23 protein-coding genes are annotated in these 25,251 nt (G+C 57.0%); 9 read left to right on the top strand and 14 right to left on the bottom strand.

Annotation, left to right across the window (positions count from 1 at the left end; genetic code table 11):
- Positions 1 to 104: 104 nt before the first annotated feature.
- Complete coding sequence (locus FOY96_RS10405; protein ID WP_143346991.1) at positions 105 to 1,505, top strand: MFS transporter; 1,401 nt, start codon at positions 105 to 107, stop codon at positions 1,503 to 1,505.
- Between the two features lie 39 nt (positions 1,506 to 1,544).
- On the opposite strand, the gene FOY96_RS10400 is transcribed toward FOY96_RS10405, so the two are convergent.
- From FOY96_RS10400 to FOY96_RS10375, 6 genes are all read right to left on the bottom strand, one after another.
- A complete protein-coding gene (locus tag FOY96_RS10400; RefSeq protein ID WP_143346990.1) occupies positions 1,545 to 2,030 on the bottom strand; it encodes an Hcp family type VI secretion system effector in 486 nt (161 codons plus the stop codon).
- Between the two features lie 21 nt (positions 2,031 to 2,051).
- Positions 2,052 to 2,486 carry a hypothetical protein gene (locus tag FOY96_RS10395; RefSeq protein WP_047060899.1) on the bottom strand — a complete coding sequence of 145 codons (435 nt, stop codon included), beginning with the start codon at positions 2,484 to 2,486 and terminating at the stop codon, positions 2,052 to 2,054.
- A complete protein-coding gene (locus FOY96_RS10390) occupies positions 2,464 to 2,856 on the bottom strand; it encodes a polymorphic toxin type 44 domain-containing protein (RefSeq protein WP_143346989.1) in 393 nt (130 codons plus the stop codon). Before FOY96_RS10390 ends, FOY96_RS10395 begins: the two co-directional genes overlap by 23 nt.
- A gap of 270 nt (positions 2,857 to 3,126) precedes the next feature.
- Positions 3,127 to 4,122: a DUF2891 domain-containing protein gene (locus FOY96_RS10385; RefSeq protein WP_143346988.1), complete on the bottom strand. Its 996-nt coding sequence runs from the start codon at positions 4,120 to 4,122 to the stop codon at positions 3,127 to 3,129.
- Positions 4,123 to 4,131: 9 nt separating this feature from the next.
- A complete protein-coding gene (locus tag FOY96_RS10380) occupies positions 4,132 to 5,118 on the bottom strand; it encodes a DUF979 domain-containing protein (RefSeq protein WP_033145579.1) in 987 nt (328 codons plus the stop codon).
- Positions 5,115 to 5,837, bottom strand: a complete 723-nt coding sequence (locus FOY96_RS10375; protein WP_039262430.1) for a DUF969 domain-containing protein — start codon at positions 5,835 to 5,837, stop codon at positions 5,115 to 5,117. Before FOY96_RS10375 ends, FOY96_RS10380 begins: the two co-directional genes overlap by 4 nt.
- A 199-nt stretch (positions 5,838 to 6,036) precedes the next feature.
- Between FOY96_RS10375 and FOY96_RS10370 the strand changes: the two genes are divergently transcribed.
- Entirely contained in the window at positions 6,037 to 6,582 is a 546-nt protein-coding gene (locus tag FOY96_RS10370; protein ID WP_039262429.1) for a winged helix DNA-binding protein, read from the top strand.
- A gap of 2 nt (positions 6,583 to 6,584) precedes the next feature.
- Here FOY96_RS10370 and glgX read toward each other — a convergent pair whose 3' ends face one another.
- Genes glgX through treZ form a run of 3 tightly spaced genes read right to left on the bottom strand, consistent with a single transcriptional unit; the run spans position 6,585 to position 12,928 of the window.
- Entirely contained in the window at positions 6,585 to 8,660 is a 2,076-nt protein-coding gene (gene glgX, locus FOY96_RS10365; RefSeq protein WP_143346987.1) for a glycogen debranching protein GlgX, read from the bottom strand.
- Positions 8,661 to 8,675: 15 nt separating this feature from the next.
- Positions 8,676 to 11,144, bottom strand: a complete 2,469-nt coding sequence (treY, locus tag FOY96_RS10360; RefSeq protein ID WP_143346986.1) for a malto-oligosyltrehalose synthase — start codon at positions 11,142 to 11,144, stop codon at positions 8,676 to 8,678.
- Positions 11,141 to 12,928 (bottom strand): malto-oligosyltrehalose trehalohydrolase, encoded by a 1,788-nt coding sequence (treZ, locus tag FOY96_RS10355; RefSeq protein ID WP_143346985.1) that lies wholly within the window; start codon positions 12,926 to 12,928, stop codon positions 11,141 to 11,143. The genes treY and treZ overlap by 4 nt, the downstream gene beginning before the upstream one ends.
- 132 nt (positions 12,929 to 13,060) lie before the next feature.
- On the opposite strand from treZ, the gene FOY96_RS10350 reads away from it, so the two are divergent.
- The 4 genes from FOY96_RS10350 to FOY96_RS10335 all read left to right on the top strand — a co-directional run bounded on the left by FOY96_RS10350 (position 13,061) and on the right by FOY96_RS10335 (position 16,465).
- On the top strand, positions 13,061 to 13,588 hold the full coding sequence (locus tag FOY96_RS10350) for a GNAT family N-acetyltransferase (protein ID WP_096151067.1): 528 nt from the start codon (positions 13,061 to 13,063) through the stop codon (positions 13,586 to 13,588).
- Positions 13,589 to 13,674: 86 nt separating this feature from the next.
- Entirely contained in the window at positions 13,675 to 14,424 is a 750-nt protein-coding gene (locus FOY96_RS10345; protein WP_226852640.1) for a 5'-nucleotidase, lipoprotein e(P4) family, read from the top strand.
- A 141-nt stretch (positions 14,425 to 14,565) separates the two neighbouring features.
- Positions 14,566 to 15,552: an MBL fold metallo-hydrolase gene (locus FOY96_RS10340; protein WP_109844137.1), complete on the top strand. Its 987-nt coding sequence runs from the start codon at positions 14,566 to 14,568 to the stop codon at positions 15,550 to 15,552.
- Between the two features lies 1 nt (position 15,553).
- Positions 15,554 to 16,465 carry a LysR family transcriptional regulator gene (locus FOY96_RS10335; RefSeq protein ID WP_143346984.1) on the top strand — a complete coding sequence of 304 codons (912 nt, stop codon included), beginning with the start codon at positions 15,554 to 15,556 and terminating at the stop codon, positions 16,463 to 16,465.
- Here the strand turns inward: FOY96_RS10335 and FOY96_RS10330 are convergent.
- Entirely contained in the window at positions 16,456 to 17,340 is an 885-nt protein-coding gene (locus tag FOY96_RS10330; protein WP_033145589.1) for a LysR substrate-binding domain-containing protein, read from the bottom strand. The genes FOY96_RS10335 and FOY96_RS10330 overlap by 10 nt on opposite strands.
- A 112-nt stretch (positions 17,341 to 17,452) precedes the next feature.
- Between FOY96_RS10330 and FOY96_RS10325 the strand changes: the two genes are divergently transcribed.
- Positions 17,453 to 18,940, top strand: coding sequence for a UbiD family decarboxylase (locus FOY96_RS10325; protein WP_143346983.1), 1,488 nt, complete (start codon positions 17,453 to 17,455; stop codon positions 18,938 to 18,940).
- Positions 18,941 to 19,013: 73 nt separating this feature from the next.
- Here the strand turns inward: FOY96_RS10325 and FOY96_RS10320 are convergent, their stop codons facing one another.
- Both FOY96_RS10320 and FOY96_RS10315 read right to left on the bottom strand, forming a co-directional pair.
- Positions 19,014 to 20,348, bottom strand: coding sequence for a J domain-containing protein (locus FOY96_RS10320; protein ID WP_058840934.1), 1,335 nt, complete (start codon positions 20,346 to 20,348; stop codon positions 19,014 to 19,016).
- Entirely contained in the window at positions 20,349 to 22,043 is a 1,695-nt protein-coding gene (locus tag FOY96_RS10315; RefSeq protein WP_143346982.1) for an Hsp70 family protein, read from the bottom strand.
- A gap of 165 nt (positions 22,044 to 22,208) precedes the next feature.
- On the opposite strand from FOY96_RS10315, the gene FOY96_RS10310 reads away from it, so the two are divergent.
- Together FOY96_RS10310 and FOY96_RS10305 are read left to right on the top strand one after the other, a co-directional pair.
- Positions 22,209 to 22,496, top strand: coding sequence for a VF530 family protein (locus tag FOY96_RS10310; RefSeq protein WP_033145603.1), 288 nt, complete (start codon positions 22,209 to 22,211; stop codon positions 22,494 to 22,496).
- 7 nt (positions 22,497 to 22,503) lie between these two features.
- Positions 22,504 to 23,796, top strand: a complete 1,293-nt coding sequence (locus tag FOY96_RS10305) for a glycoside hydrolase family 10-like protein (RefSeq protein ID WP_143346981.1) — start codon at positions 22,504 to 22,506, stop codon at positions 23,794 to 23,796.
- A 39-nt stretch (positions 23,797 to 23,835) separates the two neighbouring features.
- Here FOY96_RS10305 and dsbG read toward each other — a convergent pair whose 3' ends face one another.
- Together dsbG and FOY96_RS10295 are read right to left on the bottom strand one after the other, a co-directional pair.
- Positions 23,836 to 24,594 (bottom strand): thiol:disulfide interchange protein DsbG, encoded by a 759-nt coding sequence (gene dsbG / locus FOY96_RS10300; protein WP_143346980.1) that lies wholly within the window; start codon positions 24,592 to 24,594, stop codon positions 23,836 to 23,838.
- 41 nt (positions 24,595 to 24,635) lie between these two features.
- Positions 24,636 to 25,247, bottom strand: a complete 612-nt coding sequence (locus tag FOY96_RS10295; RefSeq protein WP_064672569.1) for a DsbA family protein — start codon at positions 25,245 to 25,247, stop codon at positions 24,636 to 24,638.
- Between the last annotated feature and the right edge of the window lie 4 nt (positions 25,248 to 25,251).

Genomic DNA, 25,251 nt, shown 5'->3' with positions numbered 1-25,251 from the left:
ATAAGGCGTTATATGCAACGATTAAGTGCAGCTGATGCGTCTTCCGCCCTGTATACCGCATGCTTATAGTTTCGTCATCACTATTCTTATGCGGAGTAACGACGATGACGTTTTTTTCAAACCTGCCCGGCGATGAAGGCTTACCCGGTCATGAACGCGCCCGGGTCATGGCCGCCGTCATGACCACCACGCTGATGGGCGTCTTTGACGGCACCATGATCAACATCGCGCTGCCCTCCATGGCAAGGGCGATGCAGGTACCCGCAAACGTTGCGGTCTGGTTCTCCAACGGTTACCTGCTTTCAGCGGCAATGACGTTAGCCATCTTCGCGGCGCTGGCGGCGCGCGTGGGCTATCGCCCGGTGTTTCTTGTTGGGCTTGCCACCTTTACGCTCACCTCGCTCGGCTGCGCGCTGGCAGCGACGCCGGAAATGTTAACCGGCATGCGTATTCTGCAGGGCATCGGCGGTGCGGCCACCCTGAGTATCGCCCCGGCGATCCTGCGATCCGTTTTTCCGGGTCGACTGCTTGGCCGTATTCTGGGGCTGCACGCCCTGCTTATCGCCTCCAGCACGGCGATTGCCCCCGTGCTGGGCGGAACCATACTGGACGCGCTGAGCTGGCAGTGGCTGTTCGCCATTAACATTGTTCCGGGCAGCGTCGCCCTGCTGCTGGCGTGGCGGGCCTTGCCGCGGGAAACGGCCGTTGACCGCTCGCCCTTTGACGCGCCGGGCGCCGTGCTCTCCGCCGTGCTGTTAGGTTCAGCAATCATGCTGGCCGACAGCCTTCAGCACGTGACGCAAAACATCAACCAGACGGCCACAGGCTGGGGGCTGCTCGCGCTGGTCAGCGCCCTCGCCTTTATCTGGCGGATTCGGCGCGCGCGAAGCCCCATCCTGCCGCCCGTCATGTTTAAAAACGGACGCTTTACCCTCGCCGCCCTGACCTCGCTGGCCTCGTTTGTCAGTCAGGGCATCACCTTTGTCGCGCTGCCGTTTCTGTTTCAGAGCGTGTATGGCTACAGCCCGGTGGTATCCGCGCTGCTGTTCACCCCGTGGCCGATTGGCATCGTGCTGATCGCGCCGCACGCGGGACGCTGGGCAGATACGATTCCCGCGCCGCTGATCTCGACAATCGGGCTGATGATTTTTGTCTGTGGGCTGGTCCTGCTGGCGACGTTGCCGGAAAATCCTTCCGCATGGAATATCAGCCTGCGCAGTCTGGTTTGCGGGATTGGGTTTGGCTGCTTCCAGAGCCCCAATAACCGGGAGATGCTCTCTAACGTGGCGCGGGAATATGCCAGCTATGCCTCCGGCGTGTTGTCGATTGTGAGGACATTCGGCCAGTGTCTCGGTGCCGCCGCGGTGGGCGTGCTGCTGGCGACGACCGAATCAGACCATGACCGGGCCGTGCATTTTGCGCTGTGGATAGCCGTCATCGCCTCAACGGGATCGGTGTTGTTTAGCGTGAGTCGGCTGCGCCCTGCAGTTCGGGCATCAGCGTAAACTGTTGCAGCGCCTTTCGGCGCTGCTCGTTTATAACGCCTACGCTGTAAGGCGTTCATTCCACGCATCAGTGTATTGAATATTTCCGTCCAGGATTTTCCATGTGATTTTTGCGTATCGCAAAGATACATTTTCCAGGTGACCAGTACCGGGACAATCTCTTGTATCGTGCATAACTGGAGTTATTGAAATGACTTTCACACCTTCCATAAGAATATTGAAGTATTCCACTTCCTGACCAGCATCATTGATGTGATAGAACTTTAATTCAGCACTTTGAAGCGTTTGACCTGTAGCCACTGCTTTGTATAGATAGGGTGAAGATGAATCAATTGCTTTTGTTAAACTGAAAGCTGAGTGTTGCCTTGTACCTGTAAGTTTACCTGTTGCCTCATCTGTTGGAATGCTCAGGTTATGGATCAGATCTCTAAGCTCTATGCTTCCTTCACGGTCTGCAACATCAGAACCGCCACGGATCATTGCTCTACCATCGTCTTTCAAAAAGAGGTGTACTGGTACAGCCATTTCTAAAACTCCTTATGCTAATTAATCTCTTATTCCATTTGCTATGAGGTTAATTACAGGCATGATCGCTACACCATCTGCATAGAACAGATCCGAATTAGTGAATGAATAAACCTTACCTGTGATTTTTATATTTACCGTGTTCCCATAAGCAGAAGCTGTAACATTGCTTGTATTGGCTTCAAGGAACGGCGAGCGTTCTTTAAGGGCCTTCATAATGTTCCCGCTGCTGTCTTTATCTAAATAGAAGCGGTAAACATCCGACACCGTAGCTCCTCCGTCATCATACTTTGTTATGTACAGTGTGACGGTATCAGATAGTTTCTGTTTGCTGACAAAGCTATCGTGAGGAGGTGCATTAAAATAATATTGATATGTCAGAAACCCGCAAACAATGATCAATAAAATCGTTGTGAGTAAATAATGAAGCCGTTTAATAACCGTGTTTCTTTGCATATTCAATCCCTTGACTTATCCAAAACTGATCGTGAGGATCATCCCCATATGGCGGTTTTTGATACCAGTGCCCCCATTTCTTTTTGGAGGTTTTAGCTCTTTCCTGCGCCCATCCTGCCCCCATCAATAACGTTTCTGATGGTATCCCGGCAGCATAGCCAGCCGAACCATAATTGAAGTTACCAAAGTTCGCTAACTTAGGGTGTCCCTGCTTGTAATCCCAAGGCCCCTTATTTCTTACTTTTTGATAAAACCAAAGATAGGTTGTAGGAATAGCCATATTTCTACTCATACCATGCGCTCTTGCAATCCTCATGTTTGCTAATGCAAGCGCGATTCCTTCTTTTGGTAACAAAGGTATAACAGCCATATTAACCATTCTTTTCACATGGATATATGACCACGTATCGTACACTTTTGCGATAGTAAAAAAGATATCTGTTTCGAGACAAATGACGGAAAAATAACCGATTAAGATATTAATCGCATTAAAAATAAAGAAATTTAGGCTGCGCCTGCAGTTCGGGCATCAGCCTGATTCGCCCGGCGGCGCTACGCTTGCACGGGCCTACAAGGAAGCTTTGCACAATGTAGGCCGGGTAAGCGCAGCGCCACCCGGCAAGAAAGACGGCGCGTTCGTTTACTCCAGCGCCAGCAGCGCAAAGCTCGCCAGCCAGTGCCCGCCGCTGTAGTGGCTGCCGACCACATGCTCAACGCTAGCCGTCAGGTGTTTCGTCACCGCCTCGCGAAGCGCCTGCTGCGCCGGATGGTTTGCGGGAAGCGCTCTGGCAATATGCTTCATGCACCAGGCGCGGCTGAGGTTTAACCCATCGAGATGGGCAATTTTCGGGTCGGTACGGTCGCTCACTTCCGCCGGGTTCATCAGCGCCGCAATGGTGCCCACCTCCGGGAGAAACGCGTCAAACCAGGCCGGGAAGTCCTCCAACACTTTGCTCATCAGCAGCGCTTCCGTCAGCGCGCCGGAAATATACTCATCACCGCCGGGCTCGTAGTGGGCAGGATAGCGCGTGTCGGCGAGATAAAACCGCTCCGCCGCCGTGACAATCGCCTGCTCAAGCGCGCTATCTTCCACGGCTCGCGCGTAATCGAGCGCCAGCGCGAGGGCAAACGCCGTGTTGTAGTGCGTCCCGACGCGGATCGGATAGGTGAGCTTGCTGAGGTAATCCACCAGGCGGTTACGAATATCCTGGGTTAACGGCTCAAGCGTCCGGTACCAGCCTGCGGCCTGCGGCAGCGACGACTGCTTTAGCTCCTGGGCCAGCGCCAGCAGCCAGCCGTAGCCATACGGGCGCTCAAACGAGGCGCGGAACGGCGCGGTGAAATAGGCCAGCTCCTTCGCCACGTTCTCTTCCGTCAGGTGCTCGTCGACAAGCGCGACGATCGCGTCCCGGCTCGGCAGCTCCGGGTAGAGGCGCACGCAGCGCAGCAGCAGCCAGTAGCCGTGCACCGCCGAGTGCCAGTCGAAACAGCCGTAGAAAATGGGGTGCAGTTCGCGCGGCGGCAGAACGTCACCATCATCATTCAGCAGGTGCATGATGTGGTTCGGGTATTCCTGGCGCAAATAGGTCAAAGGCATGCGGGCAAACGCGTCAGCCTGATGTTGCGTTAATTCCATAACAGCTCCTTAGCGAAACACGAGGAAATACATGAGGAACACGTTCACCACCAGCAGGGTTAACGCGGTCGGGATCTGGATCTTGATCACCTGATACTTATCTTTCAGCTCCAGCAGCGCGGCGGGAACAATGTTGAAGTTAGCGGCCATCGGCGTCATCAGCGTGCCGCAGTAGCCCGCGTACATGCCAATCGCCAGCAGCGGCGCCGGGTTGCCGTGATGCACGTTGATCAGAAACGGCAACGCGATCCCCGCGCTCAGCACCGGGAAGGCCGCAAACGCATTCCCCATGATCATGGTAAACAGCGCCATCCCCACGCAGTAAATCACCACCAGCATAAAGCGGTTATCCGGGTTAACGAACAGGCTCACCACCTTCTGCACCGAATCACCGGTGTTGGCCGCCACGAACACGCCGCCGAGCATGGCCAGCATCTGCGGCAGGATCACCGCCCAGCCGATGGTATCGACAAGACGACGAGACTGGCGAATGGCGTGCAGCGGCGTGCCTTTGGTCAGCCACCATCCGGTGAGGATCGCCGCGACGCAGGCCACGCACAGCGCCGCCAGAGTGAGCTGCTTCTGATCGAGCAGGAACACGCCGCCAACCGAAACCCCTTTCAGGAACAGGGTGCCTATAACCGTCACCACCGGGATCATCAGCGCGGGCAGAAACAGCCAGTTTTTAAGGCGGTTTGACGAGGCGAGACGTTCGTCTTCGGTGGACATTTTATAGTGCCCTTTTCCGACCAGACCAAAACCCGCCAGCAGCGCGATAGCGATGACGCCCCCGCCGATTATCCGGTACGCCAGCGATTTCCCCAGCTCCTGCACCATCAGATCGCCGAACAGGAAGATCCCGCCAAATAAAAACCAGAACAGCGCCGTGGTAAAACGCTTCGGATTGGCGCGATCGCGTAGGGTCATCACAACCAGCAGCATCACGACGAAGCCGATCAGGTAGTACACGCGGTTAATGGTGATAAGCGTCATCATTGCGCGGCCTCCCGCGTGCTCTGCTCCGCGCGCCAGGCCATGACGTCGCGACGGATGCTGGCATCCAGACGCAGCAGGCGCGTCATATGAATAACTAATGCCGCAATGGCGGTTGGGATGGCCCAAAGGCCAATATGCAGCGGTTCGATGCCCTGAATGCCATTCTCTTTCAGGAACGCATCGATCAGCAGCACCGCGCCGAAGGCAATGAAGATATCTTCCCCAAAGAAGACCGCAATGTTGTCGCACGCGGCGGCATGGGCTTTGATTTTGTCGCGGATGTGCTGCGGCAGCTCGCCGTATTCGTTCAGCGCCGCCCCTTCGGCCATCGGCGCCAGCAGCGGACGCACCGTCTGGGCATGACCACCCAGCGACATCAGCCCCAGCGCGGCGGTGCCTTCACGGGCGACAAAATAGAGCATCAGAATACGCGCCGAGGTCGCGCTGGCGATCTTCGCCACCCAGGCCTGGGCGCGCTCCTTGAGCCCGTAATATTCCAGCAGACCAATCACCGGCAGGATCAGAATGAAGGTCGCCAGGGATCGGCTATTCACGAACTTTTCGCCAAAGGTCTCCAGCAGCATCCCGAAATCCATACCGACCAGCAGACCCGTCGCCAGCCCCGCCACCACGACCACCAGCAGCGGGTTGAAGCGCAGTGCAAAACCAATAACCACGATCGGTATCCCGATCAGCGGCAACAGCGTAGTACCGTCCATAACGTTTACCCTATCCAAAGTGAGCGTTGCGCGCCGACGGCTATTTTTTTATTTTGCGGCGAGCGATGTTGTGTTTTTCGACAGGTTTCGGAAAACCTGCGCTAAAAAGCTATATCTGAACCTCAAAAACATGTAAACAAATTATCAATAAAATGTTCTTATTTTATCGATGAGTTTACATTTCTGGCTAAGGAACGTTATGACCTCGGAAAAGAGTGCTACACCCCCTCACGACGATATCAACGATGGCCGAATCGTCTCGTCCCGCCACCTGGTGTCCGAGCGCTGCGCGGAACTGTCAGAGCTGGAGTACGCGCTGATCATGACCAGCAACGCGTTCAATAAATGGATGGTGCGCTGCATGACTGCAGCCGGCGAGCCCGATATGGGCGCATTTGACGTCTCGCTGCTGCATCACGTAAACCACCGCGACCGCAAGAAAAAGCTGGCCGATATCTGTTTCGTTCTTAACGTGGAAGATACCCACGTTGTGACCTACGCCCTGAAAAAGCTGGTCAAAGCGGGCTACGTGACGAGCGAGAAAGCGGGCAAAGAGCTCTTTTTCTCGACTACCGAGGAAGGGAAAGCGTTGTGCATGAAGTACCGGGACGTGCGGGAGGCGTGTCTGATCGCAATCCACGCGGAGAGCGGCATTGCCGGGAAGTCGATTGGCGAGACCGCGCAGCTGTTACGCACGATCTCCTCCCTGTATGACACCGCCGCCCGCGCGGCGGCATCACTCTGAAGCTAAGGACGTCTAAAGAGGGTAATACTGCGTCCGGCCAGTTCGTACTCTACGGTTTCGGTGAACGCTGTCCCGGTGGCAGCGTCCTCTGCCGTAGACAGCTCCAGCACCCATCCCCCTTCGCCAAACTGCGGGATCTGGAACGGCACGGTCCCTTCAAACGGGTTGAACAGCATCAGCACGTCGTGCCAGATGCCGTCCTCCTGCCTGAGATCCGGCCTGCTGATGGAGACGCCGAGCGTCGAGCCTTCATCCCACTGCTCGGCCTGCTGCGGGCCGCCGCCGGCATTGAACCAGCGGATCTCCAGCCCGTCGCGCCAGCTTTCACGGCGCAATAACGGCTGTTGCGCGCGAAGGTCAATGAGCCGTCGGGTAAACTCGCGCAGCGCAGCGTCGTTTTCGGTTATTCCGTTCCAGTCGATCCACGAGATCTCGCTGTCCTGACAGTAGCCGTTGTTGTTGCCCTTCTGCGTGCGGCCAAACTCGTCCCCCGCCAGCAGCATCGGCGTGCCGTGGGAAAACAGCAGCGTGGTCAGGAAATTCCGCTTCTGCCGTTCGCGGGTAGCAATAATATCCGGGTTCTCCGTCGGCCCTTCTTCGCCATAGTTGTACGAGCGATTATCGTTATGCCCGTCGTTATTGTCCTCGCCGTTGTCGGCGTTATGCTTCTCGTTGTACGACACCAGGTCATTCAGCGTAAAGCCGTCGTGAGCGGTGATGAAGTTGACGCTGGCCCACGGACGACGCCCGCGCAGGTCGTACAGATCCCCGGATCCCAGCAGACGCGCGGCAAAGTCGGTGGAGACGTTATCGCCCTTCCAGTACTCGCGGACGGTATCGCGGTATTTGTCGTTCCACTCCCCCCATCCCGGCGGGAAACCGCCGACCTGATACCCACCGGGACCGATGTCCCAGGGTTCACCAATCAGCTTAAGTCTTGATAACACCGGGTCCTGCGATATGGCGTCGAAGAAACCGCCGCGCGGATCAAACCCTTCCGGCTCGCGGCCCAGTATCGTCCCCAGGTCGAAACGAAAACCGTCAATATGCATCGATTCCGCCCAGTAGCGCAGCGAATCCATCACCATCTGCAGCACGCGCGGATGCGAGGTGTTAACCGTATTTCCCGTCCCGGTGTCGTTGATGTAGTACCGGTGCTGGTCCGGCAGGGTGCGGTAATAGCTGTAGTTATCAATCCCCTTAAACGAGAGCGTAGGGCCAAGCTCATTTCCTTCCGCAGTATGGTTGTACACCACGTCCAGAATCACCTCGATGCCCGCATCGTGATACGCGCGTACCATGTCGCGAAAGCCCTGGGTCCCCGCCGGGCCGTAGTAGCGCGACGCCGGAGCAAAAAAGCCGAGGGTGTTATAGCCCCAGAAGTTCTTCAGGCCGCGATCGAGCAGATGCTGGTCGTCCGGGAACCAGTGAACCGGCAGAAGCTCCACCGAGGTGATGCCAAGACTCTTGATGTAGTCGACCGAGGCTTTGTGTCCCATCCCCTCAAACGTGCCGCGCAGCTCCTGCGGGATGGCCGGGTTCATCTGGGTAAAGCCCTTCACGTGGCTCTCATAGACGACGGTATGCGGCCAGGGCACGTTTGGCCGGCTGTTGTCCTGCCAGTCAAAGGCGTTCGGGTCGATGACCTTGCATTTCGGCGTGAACGGCGCGCTGTCGCGCGTGTCAAAGCTTAAATCTAACTCGTCATGCCCCAGCTCATAGCCGAAATGGGCATCGTTCCAGTCGATATCGCCCACCAGTTCTCGGGCGTAAGGGTCGATAAGCAGCTTGTGCGGGTTAAAGCGGTGGCCGTTTTCCGGATCGTAAGGGCCGTAGACGCGATAGCCGTACAGCGCGCCGGGCTTCAGGTCCGGCACATAGCCGTGCCAGACCTCATGGGTATATTCCGGCAGTTCCAGCCGGGCGATTTCGTTTTTCCCGGACGGGTCAAACAGACAGAGTTCCACCCGCTCGGCGTGAGCGGAGAACAGCGCGAAGTTGACCCCTTTCCCGTCATAATTCGCCCCCAACTGCTGGCCATGACCGGCCCGAATTTCAAACGTAGTATCCTTTGCCATTTTCGTTCTCCACGATTATTCGCAGGTAAGCAGAACCAGTACACATCCCTTTTCTGACGTTAAATTCAGCGTCTCTTGCAGAATGCGGCTCTCACCGCTGAACAGATCCCGATAGCGTTTCCCGGCCAGTTCTTCCGGTATCGCGACCCTGGTATTGACCCACAGCTGATGATTATCGGTGACATCAAAAACCAAACGCGGTACGGCGACAATCAGCGCCTCCTCGTCCTTAACGCGGGCATAGACAATCAGGTTCTCCTCGCGCTCGCCGGTGACCTTAAGCGGCAGCCAGTCGCCGTAGCGGAAAAGCGCGTCGTAATGCGGACGCAGCCGCAGCAGCGTGGCGGTGACGAACTGCTTAACGCGCCCGTCTCGCCAGCAGGCCGGGTTATCAAATACCGTGGCATCCGCCGCGCAGAGGTTGTGCACCAGCGCGTTGAAGTCCGGCTCCCGTCGGTTATCCGGGTCGACGAGGCTAAAGTTGAGCGCCTCGCTGCCCTGATAGATATCCGGCACGCCGGGAGCCGTCAGCTTGATTACCGTCTGGCTGAGGCTGTTTATCAGCCCGGCCCGGATAAAGGGCTGCATCGCCTCGCTAAAATCCTGCAGGAACAGGGCGTTGTCCGGCGAAAGCAGGTGCCGCGCGTAGCTCAGCACCACGCTCTCATAGCTCTCGTTGCTGTCGATCCAGTCGGTGCGCTGTTTTGCCTCGCGCAGCGCTTTCTCGAGGAAGCCGATAAAACGCGCTTCCAGTGATGCAAGCCCTTCAGCGTCGTCCGGAGACAGCGTGGCGGGCCAGACGCCCGCCAGCGCCTGATAGATCATCCAGGTATCGGCAGCGTTCGGCGCGGTACCGTCATTGAGAAAACGCACCTGAGTCTGGTTCATCTGTCGCCAGCGGGCCAGATTTTCCCCCCAGCGTTCCGGCGCTTCCGTCAGGGTGTAGAGACGCGCCCGGGCGTCTTCCCCGCGCTTGGTATCGTGCGTGGAGGTGCCCAGCAGCGCGTCGGGCTGTCGGGCGAGACGAATGCGCATCTCCTGGTGGAAGCGGGATAATGAAAACGCGCGCGGCGTCGGGTCGGCGCCCACTTCATTGAGCGCCAGCTCGAGGTTGTGGCGAAAGAACAGCGTGTCTTCAACGGACTTCGCCATCAGCGGCCCGGTAAGCTGCTGGAAGCGGGTTCTGAACAGCGCGGCGGACTCGCGGCAATCTTCCAGCAGGTCGCCGGTAAGAATGCGCACAATCAGGCTCAGCGCCGCTTCAGACGTCTCCACGCCGGCGACCACGCGGTTAAGCAGCGCCACGTCCGACGAGGTTAATCCCTCCCGGGTGCCGTAGGTGCGGTAGACCGGAAAGGCAATAAGCAGCTCGCGCAGCGCGCGGCGGATCTCCTCGCGCGGTAGCGCAACCTCATTGCGGCGGGCCAGATCGTCAGCAAGGTTAAGCAGCGTAGTGAATTCACCCTCAAAATTGCGATCGGTCATCAGGCCCTTGGCATCGCGCAGTTCCGCGTGGCGATCGACCGTTATCCCCAGCGTTTCGTCGTGGATGGTCTCCAGGCGCGACAGGTTATCGTCGTCGACCAGCACTTCCGCCAGCGAGGCGATAAACTCGTAGCCGGTGGTGCCGGATACCGGCCAGTCGGCGGGGAGCTGTTCTCCCTTCGCGAGAATTTTTTCAACCGTGATGTAGCAGTCGGGCCCGGTTTTCTCCCGCAGGCGCTGCAGATACCCCAGCGGATCGGCCAGGCCGTCGACGTGGTCGATGCGCAGGCCGTCCACCACGCCGGCGTGAACCAGCTCAAGGATCAGCCGGTGCGTATCGTCGAAGACCGCGTCGTCTTCAACCCGAACGCCGACCAGCCCGGTGATCTCGAAGAAGCGCCGCCACGAGAGCTGCTTCGGCGCTTCCCGCCAGGACATCAGTCGCCAGCTTTGCGCTTCATGCAGCTCAGCGATGCTCTTATCCTCGCTGTACGTGCCGGGGTTGAGCGGATACTCGGCGTCGTAGTAAACCAGCGCGGCCGTGTTCGTGACAGGGTCACGTTTTAGAGCGATCGCCCCCTTCTCCAGCTCCGCCTCAAAGGTGTCACCGAGAAACGGCAGCGTCAGCGGGCGCGACCCGTCGATATCGAAATAGCGGAAATAGCGGCTCTGCTGGCCGTATTCAATCACGTCCCGCCACCAGGCATTTTCCAGCGAGGTGGACATATGGTTCGGGACAATATCCAGAATCAGCCCCATGCCGGCCTGCTTAAGCGCTGCCGACATGCGGTCGAAACCGTCTCGTCCGCCGATTGCGGGGTCAATTTCATTCGGGTTGGTCACGTCATAGCCGTGAGTGGAACCCGCTGTGGCGGTAAATACGGGCGACGCGTAGAGATGGCTGATGCCGAGATCTTTCAGATAAGGCACCAGCGCCGCAACGCGGTCGAAGGTCATGCCATTGCGGAACTGAATACGGTACGTGGCGGAAGGGATCATAACGATGCTTCTCCATCAGCAAAGCGAACGACAATACCGTTCGGCGGTAAAACGTCAGTGACTTCCGGCCAGGCAAAGCGCGTCTCACCCGCGAGATCGGGCAGCGCGACGGGCTTATTACCGATATTCAGCGCCAGAGAGAGCGTCCCCGACGTGAAATGCCAGCTCACCGCCACCATGCCGGGCGCGGTCTTGATTATCTTGCCCTCAACGGCGCCGCCATGACGCAGAAGCGGAACGATATGGCGATGACGCAGCGTCAGCAGGTGGCGCGTGAAGCGCAGCCACGTTTTGCCTTCGTCGGTGGCAATCTTATTCCAGTCGAGTTTTGAACGGATGAAGGTGTTCATGTCATTCGGATCCGGGACGGTTTCATCGTGCCCGGCATGGCCCGTAAACTCTTTCGCGCGCCCTTCCCGCACCGCCTTCGCCAGATCGCCGTGAAAATCGGTGAAGAACAGGAACGGATGCGTTTCACCAAACTCCTCGCCCATAAACAGCAGCGGGATATGGGGAGAAAGCAGCAGCGCGGCAAGCAGCACCCGCGTCTTGTCGACACCGGCCAGGGTGATAAGACGCTCGCCCTGGGCGCGATTCCCGGTCTGATCGTGGTTCTGAATAAAATCGACGAAGAACTGCGGCGGCTGCGTCTGGCACTCCACCCCGCGGGATTCGCCGGTTTGCAGCGAAATCTCGCCCTGGTAGACAAAGCCTTCCGCCAGCGCCCGGGCGAACTTTTTCTCCGGCTCAAAGGCAAAATCCTGGTAGTACGCGTGCGTCTCGCCGGTGGCAAACACGTGGGCGGCGTTGTGGAAGTCATCATTCCACTCGGCGGTGAACAGCGGCGTGTTGCCCTGTTCATCGCGCGGGTGCAGGAAAATCACGTTGCGGCTGTCTTCCGTGGTCAGGTGAACGTGGCGGTGCGGGATCGCCTCGCGGATTTTTGCGGCAATCTCCTCCAGAATGTGCATCTCCGCGCTGTCTTTAATCTGGTCGATGGCGTCAAAGCGCAGGCCGTCCAGACGATACTCCGTCAGCCAGTAGAGTGGCGCATCGGTGATGTACTGCCTCACCGGCTCGCGTTCGTAAGCAATTCCGTTGCCCCACGGCGTCATCTGCTGTGCATCAAAAAACGCGGGCGACAGCAGGGGCAGATAGTTCCCCTCGGGGCCGAAGTGGTTAAGCACGATATCCAGCACCACGGAAAGCCCCAGCCCGTGCGCGGCGCCAATAAACGCGTGGAAATCCTCCGGCGTACCGTAGGCAGAGTGCGGGGCGTACAGCAGCACGCCGTCATACCCCCAGCCGCGGGTTCCGCCAAACTGAGAGACGGGCATCACTTCAAGCTGGGTAATACCGAGCTCTGCCAGATACGGCAGCTTGTCGATGGCGGCCCGGAAGGTGCCCTCCGGGGTAAACGTGCCGATATGCAGCTCGTAGATAACCGTGTCTTCCCACGGCCGCCCTGCCCAGTCCCGGTTGACCGGCTGATAGCGTTGGGGATCGATAACGATGGAGGGGCCGTTAACGTCGCCTTTTTGCGCGCGCGATGCGGGATCGGGCACCGTCATGCCGTCCTGCAGAACAAATTGATATTCTGCACCGTGCGTGACGCCGGGTACGTCTGCCTGAAACCAGCCGTCGCCAGCTGCCGTCATCGGCACGTCGGCGGCCGCCAGACGTAGCGTAAGTTCTTTCTGTCCTTCTGCCCAGACGCGAAAACGTACAACGTCATCGGAAATAAACTCAGCACCCCACTGCTTTTGAAATGTCCTGAATTCCATTCATTGTCCTCGAATGACCCACATTTTACGCGGAACGAAGTACAAGCTTAGTTCAGGATTAAAAGTGTGTTAGGCCAGCGAATTTAACCGCTTCGTCTATTCTTTATGAAATAACTCACTACCGGGAATACTATGCAGATTCGAAAAGGACTCAGTACCGACCTCACGCGCCTTGAATGCTGTGACTTTTCTTTCACCATTAGCCACATTGCGCGAGAGCCCTTTATCCACTGCGATTTGCATATCGAAGCCGTCGCCGAACCCTGGATTAAAACCTACGAGCTCGACATCCAAACCCTTGAAAACCACTGCGTTAATCCGGACGCCATATTTCTTATTGCCGAAACGGATGACGGGGAAATTGCGGGATTTATTACCGCGTCAATCGGCTGGAATAAGTTTATCTCGGTGGATTACATTGCCGTGGAGCGCACGAAACGCAGAACCGGCGCCGCGCAAAAATTAATGGCCGCCGCGCACGTGTGGGCCCGCAGCGTAAACGCGCCGGGATTACGGCTTGAAACACAAAATGTGAACGTTTCTGCCTGTCTGTTTTACCGCAACTACGGGTTTACCCTGGGCGGATACGATCGTTATCTCTACAACGCCTTACCGGAAAAAGACGAAGTCGCCCTGTTCTGGTATTACATGCTGGTCTAACGGCGCGGCCTTCATATTTCTGTCATTGAATTTCAATACGCTTTCAGGATTTTAACCAGGGTGTTGAGGAAAAAAGTGTGAATTCAATGGCTAAGGCATTACTGCTGGCATTACCTGTTTTGAGTGCAACGGCAGCGGCGACGGCCGCCGGGGGCGAGCTGTGTGAACCCAAAGCGTACGAAATGGCGCTGCGCTATCAGCAGAAATCGGCAGAGATCGTGGCTCTTCAGCTGCAGACGTATCGGTTTGCCACCGAGCGTTTCAACGAGAAGTTAAAAGAGCTGAAAACGCCTGAAAATTACGCCGTGGTAATGGACCTGGATGAAACGGTGCTGGATAACACCCCTCTGCTGGTGCGCGACACCGAGCAGTGTCACGACTATACAAAATGGGACACCTGGAGCGACTGGGAGAAACAGGGTAAACCCGGCTTAATTCCGGGCGCGAAGGCGTTTCTTGACCATGTGAATCAAAGCAAGGTCCGTATCTATTATGTTTCGGACCGCATGCAGGAAAATAAAGCCGATACGCTCAGGACGTTAAAAGCCCTGGGACTTCCGCAGGTGTCCGATGAAAGCGTGCTTCTGGACACGGTCAGCAAGGAAGAGCGTCGCCAGAGCATCCTCAAAAAGCAGCAGATCGTGATGCTGTTTGGCGACAGCCTGCCTGATTTCGCCGTGCAGTTTAAAAACAAAAAGCCGAGCGAGCAGCAGCGCGAGCTGGTTGAAGCCAGCGCGGAACACTTCGGAAACGACTGGATTGTGCTGCCAAATGCCGCTTATGGCTCCTGGTCCAAAGCCACGCCGGACAGCTGGAACGCGCCGCTGAAAAAATAAGGTTTTACGGGCCGGGAAAGGCAGCATCGCCACCCGGCTTCTGCGCTGTACTATCCACTGCGTTTATAGGTCCTATCATTTCTGGGCAGGTTCTTATAATTTTACGAAGAAGTAAGATGAGCGCTTTCAAAGGAGACTCGTATGCTTACCGTGAAAAAACTTGCTCTTTCTACGCTGATTTCCAGTTCATTGCTTTTCTACCCTGCGCTGCAGGCGGCGGCAGAGACGCCCCAGCACGTCGTTAAACAACCGGCGGGCGGATACAGCGTTCAGGTCGGCGACGTTCTGGTCACCTCGTTTACCGACGGGACCGTCGCGCAGGATCTGCACAAGCTGCTGCGCCGGACAACGCCGCAAAAAATTGATGCGCTGCTCGCGAAAAATTTCCAGACCAACCCGCCTGAAGTGTCCATCAACGCGTTCCTGATTGCGATGCCCGGACATAAAATTCTGGTGGATACGGGCTCAGGACAGCTCTTTGGCCCCGGCAACGGCGGACGTCTGATTGAGAGCCTCGCCACCCAGGGGATTAAACCCGAGGACATTACTGAAGTCCTGCTGACCCACGCCCACTCCGATCACGCGGGCGGCCTGGTGAAAGACGGCAAGGTGGTGTTCAGCAACGCGCGCGTTTTCGTTGGCAAACCGGACGTCGACTTTTTCTTTAACGACGAGAATCAGAAAAAAACCGGCTACGGCAAGAACTACTTTGACGTCGCGCAGAAGACCTTAAAACCCTATCTTGACGCCGGTAAAGTGGTGCCGTTTAGCGGCACATCTGAGATTCTCCCGGGGCTGACCGGCACGGTTCATCCCGGCCATACGCCGGGTTCAGCCTTCTACACGCTGACAAGCAAAGGCGAGAAGATCACCTTTGTCGGCGACATCATTCATGCCGCGGCGGTTCAGTTCCCGCAGCCTGACGTGACCATTACCTACGATGAAGATCAGAACAAAGCGGCAAGCGTGCGCGAACACGCGTTTGCGGACTTTGTGAAAAATAAAGACCTGGTCGCCGCGCCCCATCTGCCGTTCCCGGGTATCGGGTATGTCACCAAAGGCGAAAACGGCGGCTATGCCTGGGTCCCTGTGACCTATACCAACCGGGACGCCGGCAGCGCGAAATAAAATGACGTTCGTCTCTGACATGGACATCGACCTGATCCTGACCCTGGACGCCCTGCTTCAGGACAGGAATATCACCCATGCGGCCGCGCGGCTGGGCATCAGCCAGCCCGCGCTGTCCGCCCGTCTCGCGCGTCTGCGAACGCTGTTTGGCGAACCGCTGTTTATTCCCTCCCCACATGGACGTGGGGTGCTGCCCACGCCGCGAGCGGAAGCGCTTAAGCCGCAGGTAGAGAGCGTGCTGCGCGGCATCAGCGCGATGTTTTCTCCCACCACGTTTGATGCCCAGACCAGCACCCGAACCTTTGTTATCGCGCTGCACGAAAACCCGGCGCTGATGCTGGGCACCGGGCTGCTTAACCAGGTGGGTACCGAAGCTCCTGGTATTCGCCTGCGCTTCGCCCTGCCACAGATGTCCGAACTGCCGCAGCAGCTCGAAACCGGAGATGTGGATATCTACATCGGCGTAAGCGCGGGCGCCCATGACGGCTGGGTGAGGCGCAAACTGCTCGACGATGCGTTTGCCACCGCCCAACGCAAAGGCCATCCGCGCGGGACCGGAGCGTTAGACCTGGAAAGCTACTGCGCGCTTTCTCATCTGGTGGTGTCATCGGCGGGAGATCCGTTTACCGGCTTTGTCGATCAAACCCTGGCCGGGCTGGGCTACCAGCGGCACGTCGCGATGTCCACGCAGAGCTACGCCGTGGCGCCTGCGCTTGTTGCCGGTACCGACCTGGTGTGCACCCTGCCGGAACGGATGCTGAAACAGTTTGCCGGCACGCTGGATCTCTTTGCGCCGCCGCTGCCGCTCCAGCCGATTACCATCTACATGTACTGGCACCCGAAAAACAGCCAGGATCCGGCAAATGCCTGGCTGCGCGAGCAGCTGCTGCAGGCCGCCGGGCGTCAGGTATGATCGAGGGTAATCAGGAATTTTTTAAGCACTTCTGAGCGAATAATCCGGTGGCAAACCAGCGTCAGCTCGCTTTCCCGGAGCCGGTCGAGGATGTCCACGTACACCACGTTCTCAACGCTCACCGCCTTTGCCGAGGCGGGCAGCAGCGCCAGCCCAAACCCCGCCGAGACCAGGCTTATCACGGTGGGCACGTCGGTCGCGTTTTGCACCACGTCCGGCTGAAAGCCCGCCCCGCTGCAGGCGTCATAAAAGTACTGTTCCAGCCCCATTCCCTCCGGGTCGCGCAGGGAGATCCATTTTTCGTCCTTCACCGACGAAAGCGTTAGCGCGGAAGATCCCGCCAGCGGATGCTGACGATACAGCGCAAGTACCGTTTTCTCTGACGTGAACGGGCGGCTTTGCAGATCGTCAGGCAGCGACGGCAGCGGCGCCCGGATAATGGCCACATCGAGCTGGTTGCTCTGCACGGCCGCGTAGAGCGTCTGCACGTTTCCCGTCACCAGCGACATGGTAATGGCCGGCCAGCGCGTATGCATCTGGCGCAGCGCGGCGGGCAGCCTGCCGTCGAACATCGCGCTCGACACGCACCCCAGGTTTAATACCCCCTGCTCGCCCCGTGCCGTTTGCCTGGCGTCCAGAACCGCCTGCTCGGTCAGGGAGATGGCGAGCCTGGCTTTCACCAGAAACGCTTCACCTGCGGGCGTCAGGGTTAAGCGGCGGTTCGCCCGGCTAAAGAGCGTGACGCCTAAACGTTCTTCCAGCGCCTTTATCTGCTGGCTCAGGGCCGGTTGCGCCATGTTCAGACGCTCAGCGGCCCGGTGCATGTGGAGCTCTTCGGCCACCACGATGAAATGGCGCATCTGACGAAACTGCACGGAACGCTTCCTTTTTTGATATTAATTTACTTATCAATTTAGCAGTAATGATGCAATTGATGCTATTGGTCATTGCCATAAAAATGGAGGTATTCAAACGAGGGAGGAAAATATGGAAAACCCGATCAACGATCTCCGCAGCGCCATCGCCCTGCTTCAGCGCCACGAAGGGCAGTATCTTGAAACCGATTATCCGGTCGATCCCAACGCGGAGCTGGCGGGAGTCTACCGCCATATCGGCGCGGGCGGCACGGTAAAACGTCCAACCCGTACGGGCCCGGCCATGATGTTCAACAGCGTGAAGGGCTATCCGGGCTCCCGCATCCTGGTGGGCATGCACGCCAGCCGCGAGCGTGCCGCGCTCCTTCTGGGCTGCGAGCCCTCTGAACTTGCAAAACACGTCGGCCAGGCGGTGAAAAAGCCGGTTGCGCCGGTTGTCGTTCCGGCCTCGCAGGCGCCCTGCCAGGAACAGGTTTTCTACGCAGACGACCCTGACTTCGACCTGCGCAAGCTTCTTCCGGCCCCCACAAACACGCCGATTGATGCGGGCCCGTTCTTCTGTCTGGGGCTGGTGCTGGCAAGCGATCCGGAAGACAGCTCGCTGACGGATGTCACCATCCACCGCCTCTGCGTTCAGGAGCGCGACGAGCTTTCCATGTTCCTTGCCGCCGGTCGGCATATCGAAGTCTTCCGCAAAAAGGCGGAAGAGGCCGGAAAACCGCTGCCGGTGACGATCAATATGGGGCTCGATCCTGCCATCTATATCGGCGCGTGCTTTGAGGCGCCCACCACGCCGTTTGGCTACAACGAGCTGGGCGTCGCCGGGGCGCTGCGCCAGCAGCCGGTCGAACTGGTGCAGGGCGTGGCGGTAAAAGAGAAAGCGATCGCGCGGGCGGAAATCATCATCGAGGGCGAAGTGCTTCCGGGCGTGCGCGTAAGAGAAGATCAGCATACCAACACCGGCCACGCGATGCCGGAGTTCCCGGGCTACTGCGGCGAGGCGAACCCGTCCCTGCCCGTGATCAAAGTGAAAGCCGTGACCATGCGAAACCACGCGATCCTGCAAACGCTGGTAGGACCGGGAGAAGAGCATACCACCCTGGCCGGTTTACCGACGGAAGCCAGCATTCGCAATGCCGTTGAAGAGGCGATTCCGGGCTTCCTGCAAAACGTCTATGCGCATACCGCGGGCGGCGGTAAATTCCTCGGGATCCTGCAGGTGAAAAAACGCCAGCCGTCAGACGAAGGCCGTCAGGGACAGGCGGCGCTCATTGCCTTAGCCACCTATTCGGAGCTGAAGAACATCATTCTTGTCGACGAAGACGTGGATATTTTCGACAGCGACGACATCCTGTGGGCGATGACCACCCGCATGCAGGGCGATGTCAGCATCACCAATATTCCGGGGATCCGCGGCCACCAGCTGGATCCGTCCCAGTCGCCGGATTACAGCACCTCAATTCGCGCAAACGGCATTTCCTGCAAGACCATCTTCGACTGCACGGTGCCGTGGGCGCTGAAGGACCGCTTCGAGCGCGCGCCGTTTATGGAGGTGGATCCGCGTCCGTGGGCGCCGGAGCTGTTCGCTGATAAGAAATAAATAGCTGAAAATTTAATAAGGTCACTCTGGCTTAAGCCGGGTGACCTTTTATTATTAGAGCGCCATATTTAATTCATCTCTCACTAAACTGATTAATCAGCGCCGCCATAACCGCAGCACAAATAAAGTAATGAATGAAAAGCCAGATAAAGCTATACCAGGCGAAATTCATCACCTCAAGGATCCGCCATGGACTGGAAAAGAGCCTGCTCATGATAATTCCGGGCAAGCGGATCGCCGGTACTTTTCGATTCGGCCACACTGCCCATACGGCTATCGCCGACAGCAGCAAAAAGATCGCCGTCATCAGGAGTGGTGGCCCCAGACCGGGTGTAGTAATGGCCGAAAGAGCAGCAAAATAGAGTCCGCCAAAGAACCACTGAATAATAATGAGTGAAAGCAGGAACTCAATGCCTAAAAAAGCGCTGAGCAATCTGGGTCTGGAATGGGCGCTTATCAACACCATATCGCTGACGTAAAGGTAGAAAATAAGCGTTGCAATTGTAATGGTACTGACGAGGGTAATACCCCCAGTGGAGGGTAAAATAGCGCTGAAAAGAAAACCCCAGAATGCCAATAAGAAAAGACCCGCCGATGTGAGGCCTAATCGTGCTCTCTGCAGGAACTGCAGAATAAAAGGATTGAGCCGGGGGAGGATTTCCGGAAAAGATTGCAGTACGTATTGATATCGTGTTGCCATAGTTTCAATCAAACCCGGCAATAATCGTATCCAAAAAGGTACGTTCGGTCGTTCACTTCTGAGCAGCTTAATAGCCAGCCTCTCCCGCCATGATCCCTGCTTCCCTTCCGCCTCCATTTTCTGCCAGGCTCGGAGGATTTCAGTTTGGCGGATCTGATGATTAATGGCGTGTTGAAGGTAAAGCGGGATGATATGGCTAAAGTCGTAATCATGTATCCGCCAGTTCAGCATTTCCGCCACGATATCAAGTTGCGCTTCAGTTAATCCAGCCTGTTCAGCCAGTGCAGCGGCAAGACGTTGACTGAAAAGCCGTTGTTGTTCAAGACTTCCTCGCCCGTTAATGCGGGCGGAGAGATGCTTGAGAGAAGCAATGCCGGATATTTCTTCGTTGACGAGCTTATAAGCCAGAGCAGATATTTCCTGTTCCGTATATAACGCTTCGCGCTCTGGTAAGAAAACGGTCACGCGTTCATCAGTTTCTTCCTGACGATCAACCATTGCCGCTGGTTCATCAACTAAAACACGTTGTGGATCCTTCTCTTTGCCTTCCTTTGCTAAGCGTTTTGCATCGTCAAAGGCTTCCCGTAGGCGTTGGTAACCAGTGGGGTCGGTATCAGGACGATTCTTTTTTAACTGGCGTGCGTAGGCTCGCCGAATTTCCGATTCATCCTCTGTAGGAGCAATATCAAGAGTTTGCCAGATGCTCATCTACCTGACCCCTTCGTAGCTATTGAGAAAAAGTTCAACCTCTCGTGCAGAACGTTCAATCCGCTGCGGCTCCTGACTCTCAAGAGCCCACTCAAATTCTGTTGTAAGCCGGTCAATGCAGGCTCGCTCGTCCCCCAGCAGCCGTTCATAGAGTCGCGAACAGCGAGCCAACAGCGCGACGTTTTCCTTACGATCGCGAGGGTGGATTTTGAGTGCGGCGAGCTTTTGCAGACTCTCGGCAATTTGTTCATCGCTCATCTGCCCCGGCACTTTTTCAATAATCCGTCTTGAGATGGCGGGGTTTCCCTGACACTGACATTCGACTTCCAGCAAACCATCGAGGGTATAGGTAAAGCGGACATCCAGAGAGACCTCTCCCGCCGGTGCAGGTGGGACATCAATACTCATTTCACCCAGAAAAATATTATCGCGAACTTTGCGCGCCTCCCCCTGGTAGATCTTCAGCAATACAGTGCGTTGATTATCTTCAACGGTATTGACTGTCTCCATCTTACTCACGGGTAGAAAGGTATTTCGTTCGATGAGTGGCAGGAAAAATCCCGTCTCAAGACGCTCCGAACTCCGCCTGGCAACTTCAACACCCAGAGAAAAAGGCATCACGTCCGTGAGAATGATATCCTCCACGGCGACATCAGACATGACCATACCGGCCTGAACGCCAGCACCAAGGGCTACGGCTTCGTCGGGATGAAGATCGTGACGTGGGAAGCGACCAAAAAGTCGCGCGACAGTCTGGCGGACGAGTGGCATGCGCGTCGCCCCTCCCACCAGAAGGATATGGTCCAGATCGCGCACGGAGAAACGCGCATCATTGAGCGCCTGCTGAACAGGATGTTGAAGCCGATTTAAAAGCGGTTTGCAGCACTGGGCAAATTGCTCTTCATTCATTAACCATCGCCACTCCGTATCATTCCAGCATAGAGTGACCTCGGCCTGTGCATGCTGGCTAAGCGTCAGTTTCATGCTTTCGGCTTTCGCCAGCAGCTCGGCCCTCACCGTATCGGGGGCTGCTTTTAGAGCCGGGTGTTGTTGCAACATCCATTGCAGAATGGCATCCGAAAAATCATCTCCACCTAAGCGTACGTCTCCGCTGCTGGCACGGACTTCCACCACGCCCTCAAACATATCAATAATGGATACATCGAATGTCCCACCGCCAAGATCGAAAGTGAGATATTTTTGTTCTCTGTTTTCCAGTAACCCAAAAGCAAGAGAAGCTGCGGTAGGTTCGTTTAAAAGGCGGATGGCATTCAGGCCGGCCAGGCTGGCAGCATTTTTTACCGCCCGTCGTTGTACATCATTAAAATAAGCCGGAACGGTGATGATCGCATCGGATATAGCCTGGCCAAGCCAGGCTTCAGCATCCTCTTTCAACTGGCGAAGCAGCAGAGCAGATAACTCCTCCGCACGAAATTGCCTTAGCCCAAGCGGAAGCTGGATGTCTGTCCCCATGAAACGCTTAAAGCTCGCCTGCGTGAGATGCGGGTGAGTTTGTAAACGATCCCGGGCAGGACGGCCTGTCAGGATATTGCCGTCATCATCAAGACCCACGACTGAAGGGGTCAGAACCTCACCAATTTTATTCGTAACCAGCACTGGCCGCCCCTCAAGCCAAACGCTGACCGCGCTGTTCGTTGTCCCGAGATCGATTCCCAGCACCTGATTATGCGTCATCGGTATACCTGTTTTTCATTGTTACTCTATTGATTATACAAATAGTTAGAAGAGAACTAATGCCCAAAAAAAGGGGGATCTTGATATTATTGCCGCTTCCCCTGCTTTCTTGTACCCTTTCACCGGAAACCCTGCCCCCACAAACATTGAGACATCCGGACACCTATGACTGCACATATTTCCAAAGATCCCTTGCATGGCGTAACGCTGGAGATGATGGTCAATGCCCTGGTGGCAAAATACGGCTGGAGCGAACTGGGCGACCGAATCAAAATTAACTGTTTCAGAAAAGATCCCAGCGTTAAATCGAGCCTGAAATTTCTGCGCCGTACCCCGTGGGCGCGCGCGGAAGTGGAAGCCCTGTATCTGGACTCCCTCAACGATGAGGTAAGCACAGAACAGGCGGCGCCCGCCTTTAATCCCTGGGCCAACAGTCGGATTATCAAGAGCTAATACGCAAATGACGCGACACGTAAAACGTATTGGTGCGCTGTCTGCCTGCGCGCTTTTACTTGTGAGCTGCTCCTCCAAACCGCCGAAATCACTGGTTACCCCTCTTCCCACCGCGAGCAAACCGACGCAGCAGGCAAACGAGCCGATGCGCGGGATCTGGCTGGCGACCGTCTCACGTCTCGACTGGCCGCCGGTGGCCTCGGTGAACGGCCGCAGCGCGGACCAGCGCATCGCGATGCAGAAGCAGGCGCTGACAAGCAAGCTCGACAACCTTAAGCGCCTCGGCATTAACACGGTGTTTTTCCAGGTGAAGCCGGACAGCACGGCCCTCTGGTCATCAAAAATTTTGCCGTGGTCGGATATGCTGACGGGCAACATCGGCGAGTATCCGGGATACGATCCGCTGCAGTTTATGCTGGATGAAGCGCACAAGCGCGGCATGAAAGTGCATGCCTGGTTCAACCCGTACCGCGTGTCGACCAACACCAAACCGTCCACCATCGCCGCCCTGAACCGGACCGCCTATCAGACCCCGTCCAGCGTCTATGTCCAGCACCCTGAGTGGGTGCGCATCTCGGGCGACCGTTTTGTGCTCGACCCCGGCATTCCGGAAGTGCGCGACTGGATAACCAAAGTGGTGACCGAAGTGGTGGCGAACTACGCGGTAGACGGCGTGCAGTTCGATGATTATTTTTACGCCGAATCGCCGGGGTCCGCGCTCAATGATTCGCAGACCTGGCGGCAGTACGGTCAGGGATTTGCCTCAAAGGCCGACTGGCGTAGACACAACACGCAGCAGCTGATCGTCCAGGTTTCCCGCGCGATTAAACAGACCAGGCCCGACGTTGAGTTTGGCGTCAGCCCGGCGGGCGTGTGGCGTAACCGCTCCTTTGACCCGGCAGGCTCGGACACCCGTGGCGCCGCGGCCTACGATGAGTCCTACGCCGATACGCGGCAGTGGGTTCAGCAGGGCCTGCTGGACTACATCGCTCCGCAGATTTACTGGCCCTTCTCCCGGGACGCCGCGCGCTACGACGTGCTGACCAAATGGTGGGCCGACGTCGTGAAGCCGACCCACACTCGCCTGTATATCGGCATTGCGTTCTACAAGGTGGGCGAGCCGTCGAGAAACGAGCCGGACTGGACGGTTCAGGGCGGCGTGCCGGAGCTGAAAAAGCAGCTCGATCTCAACGATTCGCTGCCCAACGTGAACGGCACCATCCTGTTCCGGGAAGATTACCTGAACCAGCCGCAGACCCAGCAGGCGGTGAACTACCTGAAAGGACGCTGGGGAAGCTAAATGCCATCAGGCAGAAACGCCCCGTTTCTGCCTGTTTTTTTACGGCTTCGGCCCGAACATCGCCTCAAGCTGCTGCGCATCCGGCATACCGACCACCTGCTGCAGCTCATTTTCCGCATTCAGATAGTAAATGGCCGGCGTGGCGTTAGCGCCCAGGCTGTCCATCAGCGTCTGGTGCTTCTGCAGGATCGCTACCGTTTCGCGGGAAGCCTCGCCCTCTGGCTTCGGTAATTTTTTGCCACCTGAAAGCTCATATTCGCGCCAGGCCGAAACCGGATCTTTCGCATTCAGAATCGCCGAGGCGTTACGTCCGCTGTTGGGGTTGAGAAACGCCACCAGCAGCGTGTTGAGCTGCACCTTGCCCGCCTTCACCCACGGCTGCGCTTCGGCCCAGAACTGCTTGCAGTACGGACAGAACGGATCGGCGAAGACAAAGACCTTACGCGGGGCGTTATCCGCCCCTTCCTTCAGGGGATGCGCCGCGTTGAGGTTCTTCCACATCTCGCGTCCCATCGGGGCGTAGATCTCTTTCTGGAAATAGCCCTCGCTGAGGTTTTTTCCTTTGTCATCGTACAGATAGCCTGAGATGACGTGCTTGCCGTCCGGCGTTAAAAAGAGCGTCACGCCCATGTCCTGATACTGCCCCAGCCAGGCGGGCGCGCCGCCGGGCGCATCCAGCTTCTTGATGATTTTAATGTTCTGCTGCTCGCCGAAGTGCTTCACCACGTCCGGTATGGCTTCAGCCGCCTGCGCCAGCCCTGACGCCGTCAACGCTGAAAGTAACAGTAATTTTTTCATTTCCCTCTCCGGTTTGTCGGGGGCATTCCGCCCCCTTCAGGTTAGCGGTTTTTCAGTGCGTCACTGACCATTTCGTCGAACTGTTCAAACGGCACCCAGCCGGGCAGCAATCCCTCGCCGATGAGCGTGGCGGGCGTGCCCTGGATCCCCATTTTTTCCGCGACGATCAGGCTGCGCTTGATCGTCATCAGGCTCTCCTCATCCGGCGTCGCGACGCTCACGCCCGCCCGCTTCTGCGCCTCCTGAATGCTGGCGTCATCGTGGTACCCCTTTTTTGCCATCAGGGTGTGGTTAAGCTTCATAAACTGCCCGGGCTCCTGACGCCAGAGCGTTAACGCATCGCGCGCGGCGGTCAGCGAACTTTCCGAGCGGAAAGGTAAAAACTTAAAGACTACCGCCACGTCCGGGTGTTTTTCGACGATCTTCTCCAGATACGGATCGAATTTTTTACAGTACGGACAGTTGTAGTCGGTAAACACCACCAGGGTGAGCTTTGGGTTTTTCGCGCCGATGCGCGGGGAGTTTGGATCGTTAAACAGAAAATCATACACCATCTTCTGCGCACGCTGCTCCTGGTCCAGCGTTAGCGGCTGGGCAGCGAACACCTGAACCGGCGCCAGCAGGAGCAGAAGCGTAATAAGGAGTTTTTTCATAATA

The organism is Enterobacter asburiae (assembly GCF_007035645.1).
GTDB lineage: Bacteria > Pseudomonadota > Gammaproteobacteria > Enterobacterales > Enterobacteriaceae > Enterobacter > Enterobacter asburiae_B.
This window is presented reverse-complemented; position numbering and strand designations above follow the sequence as displayed.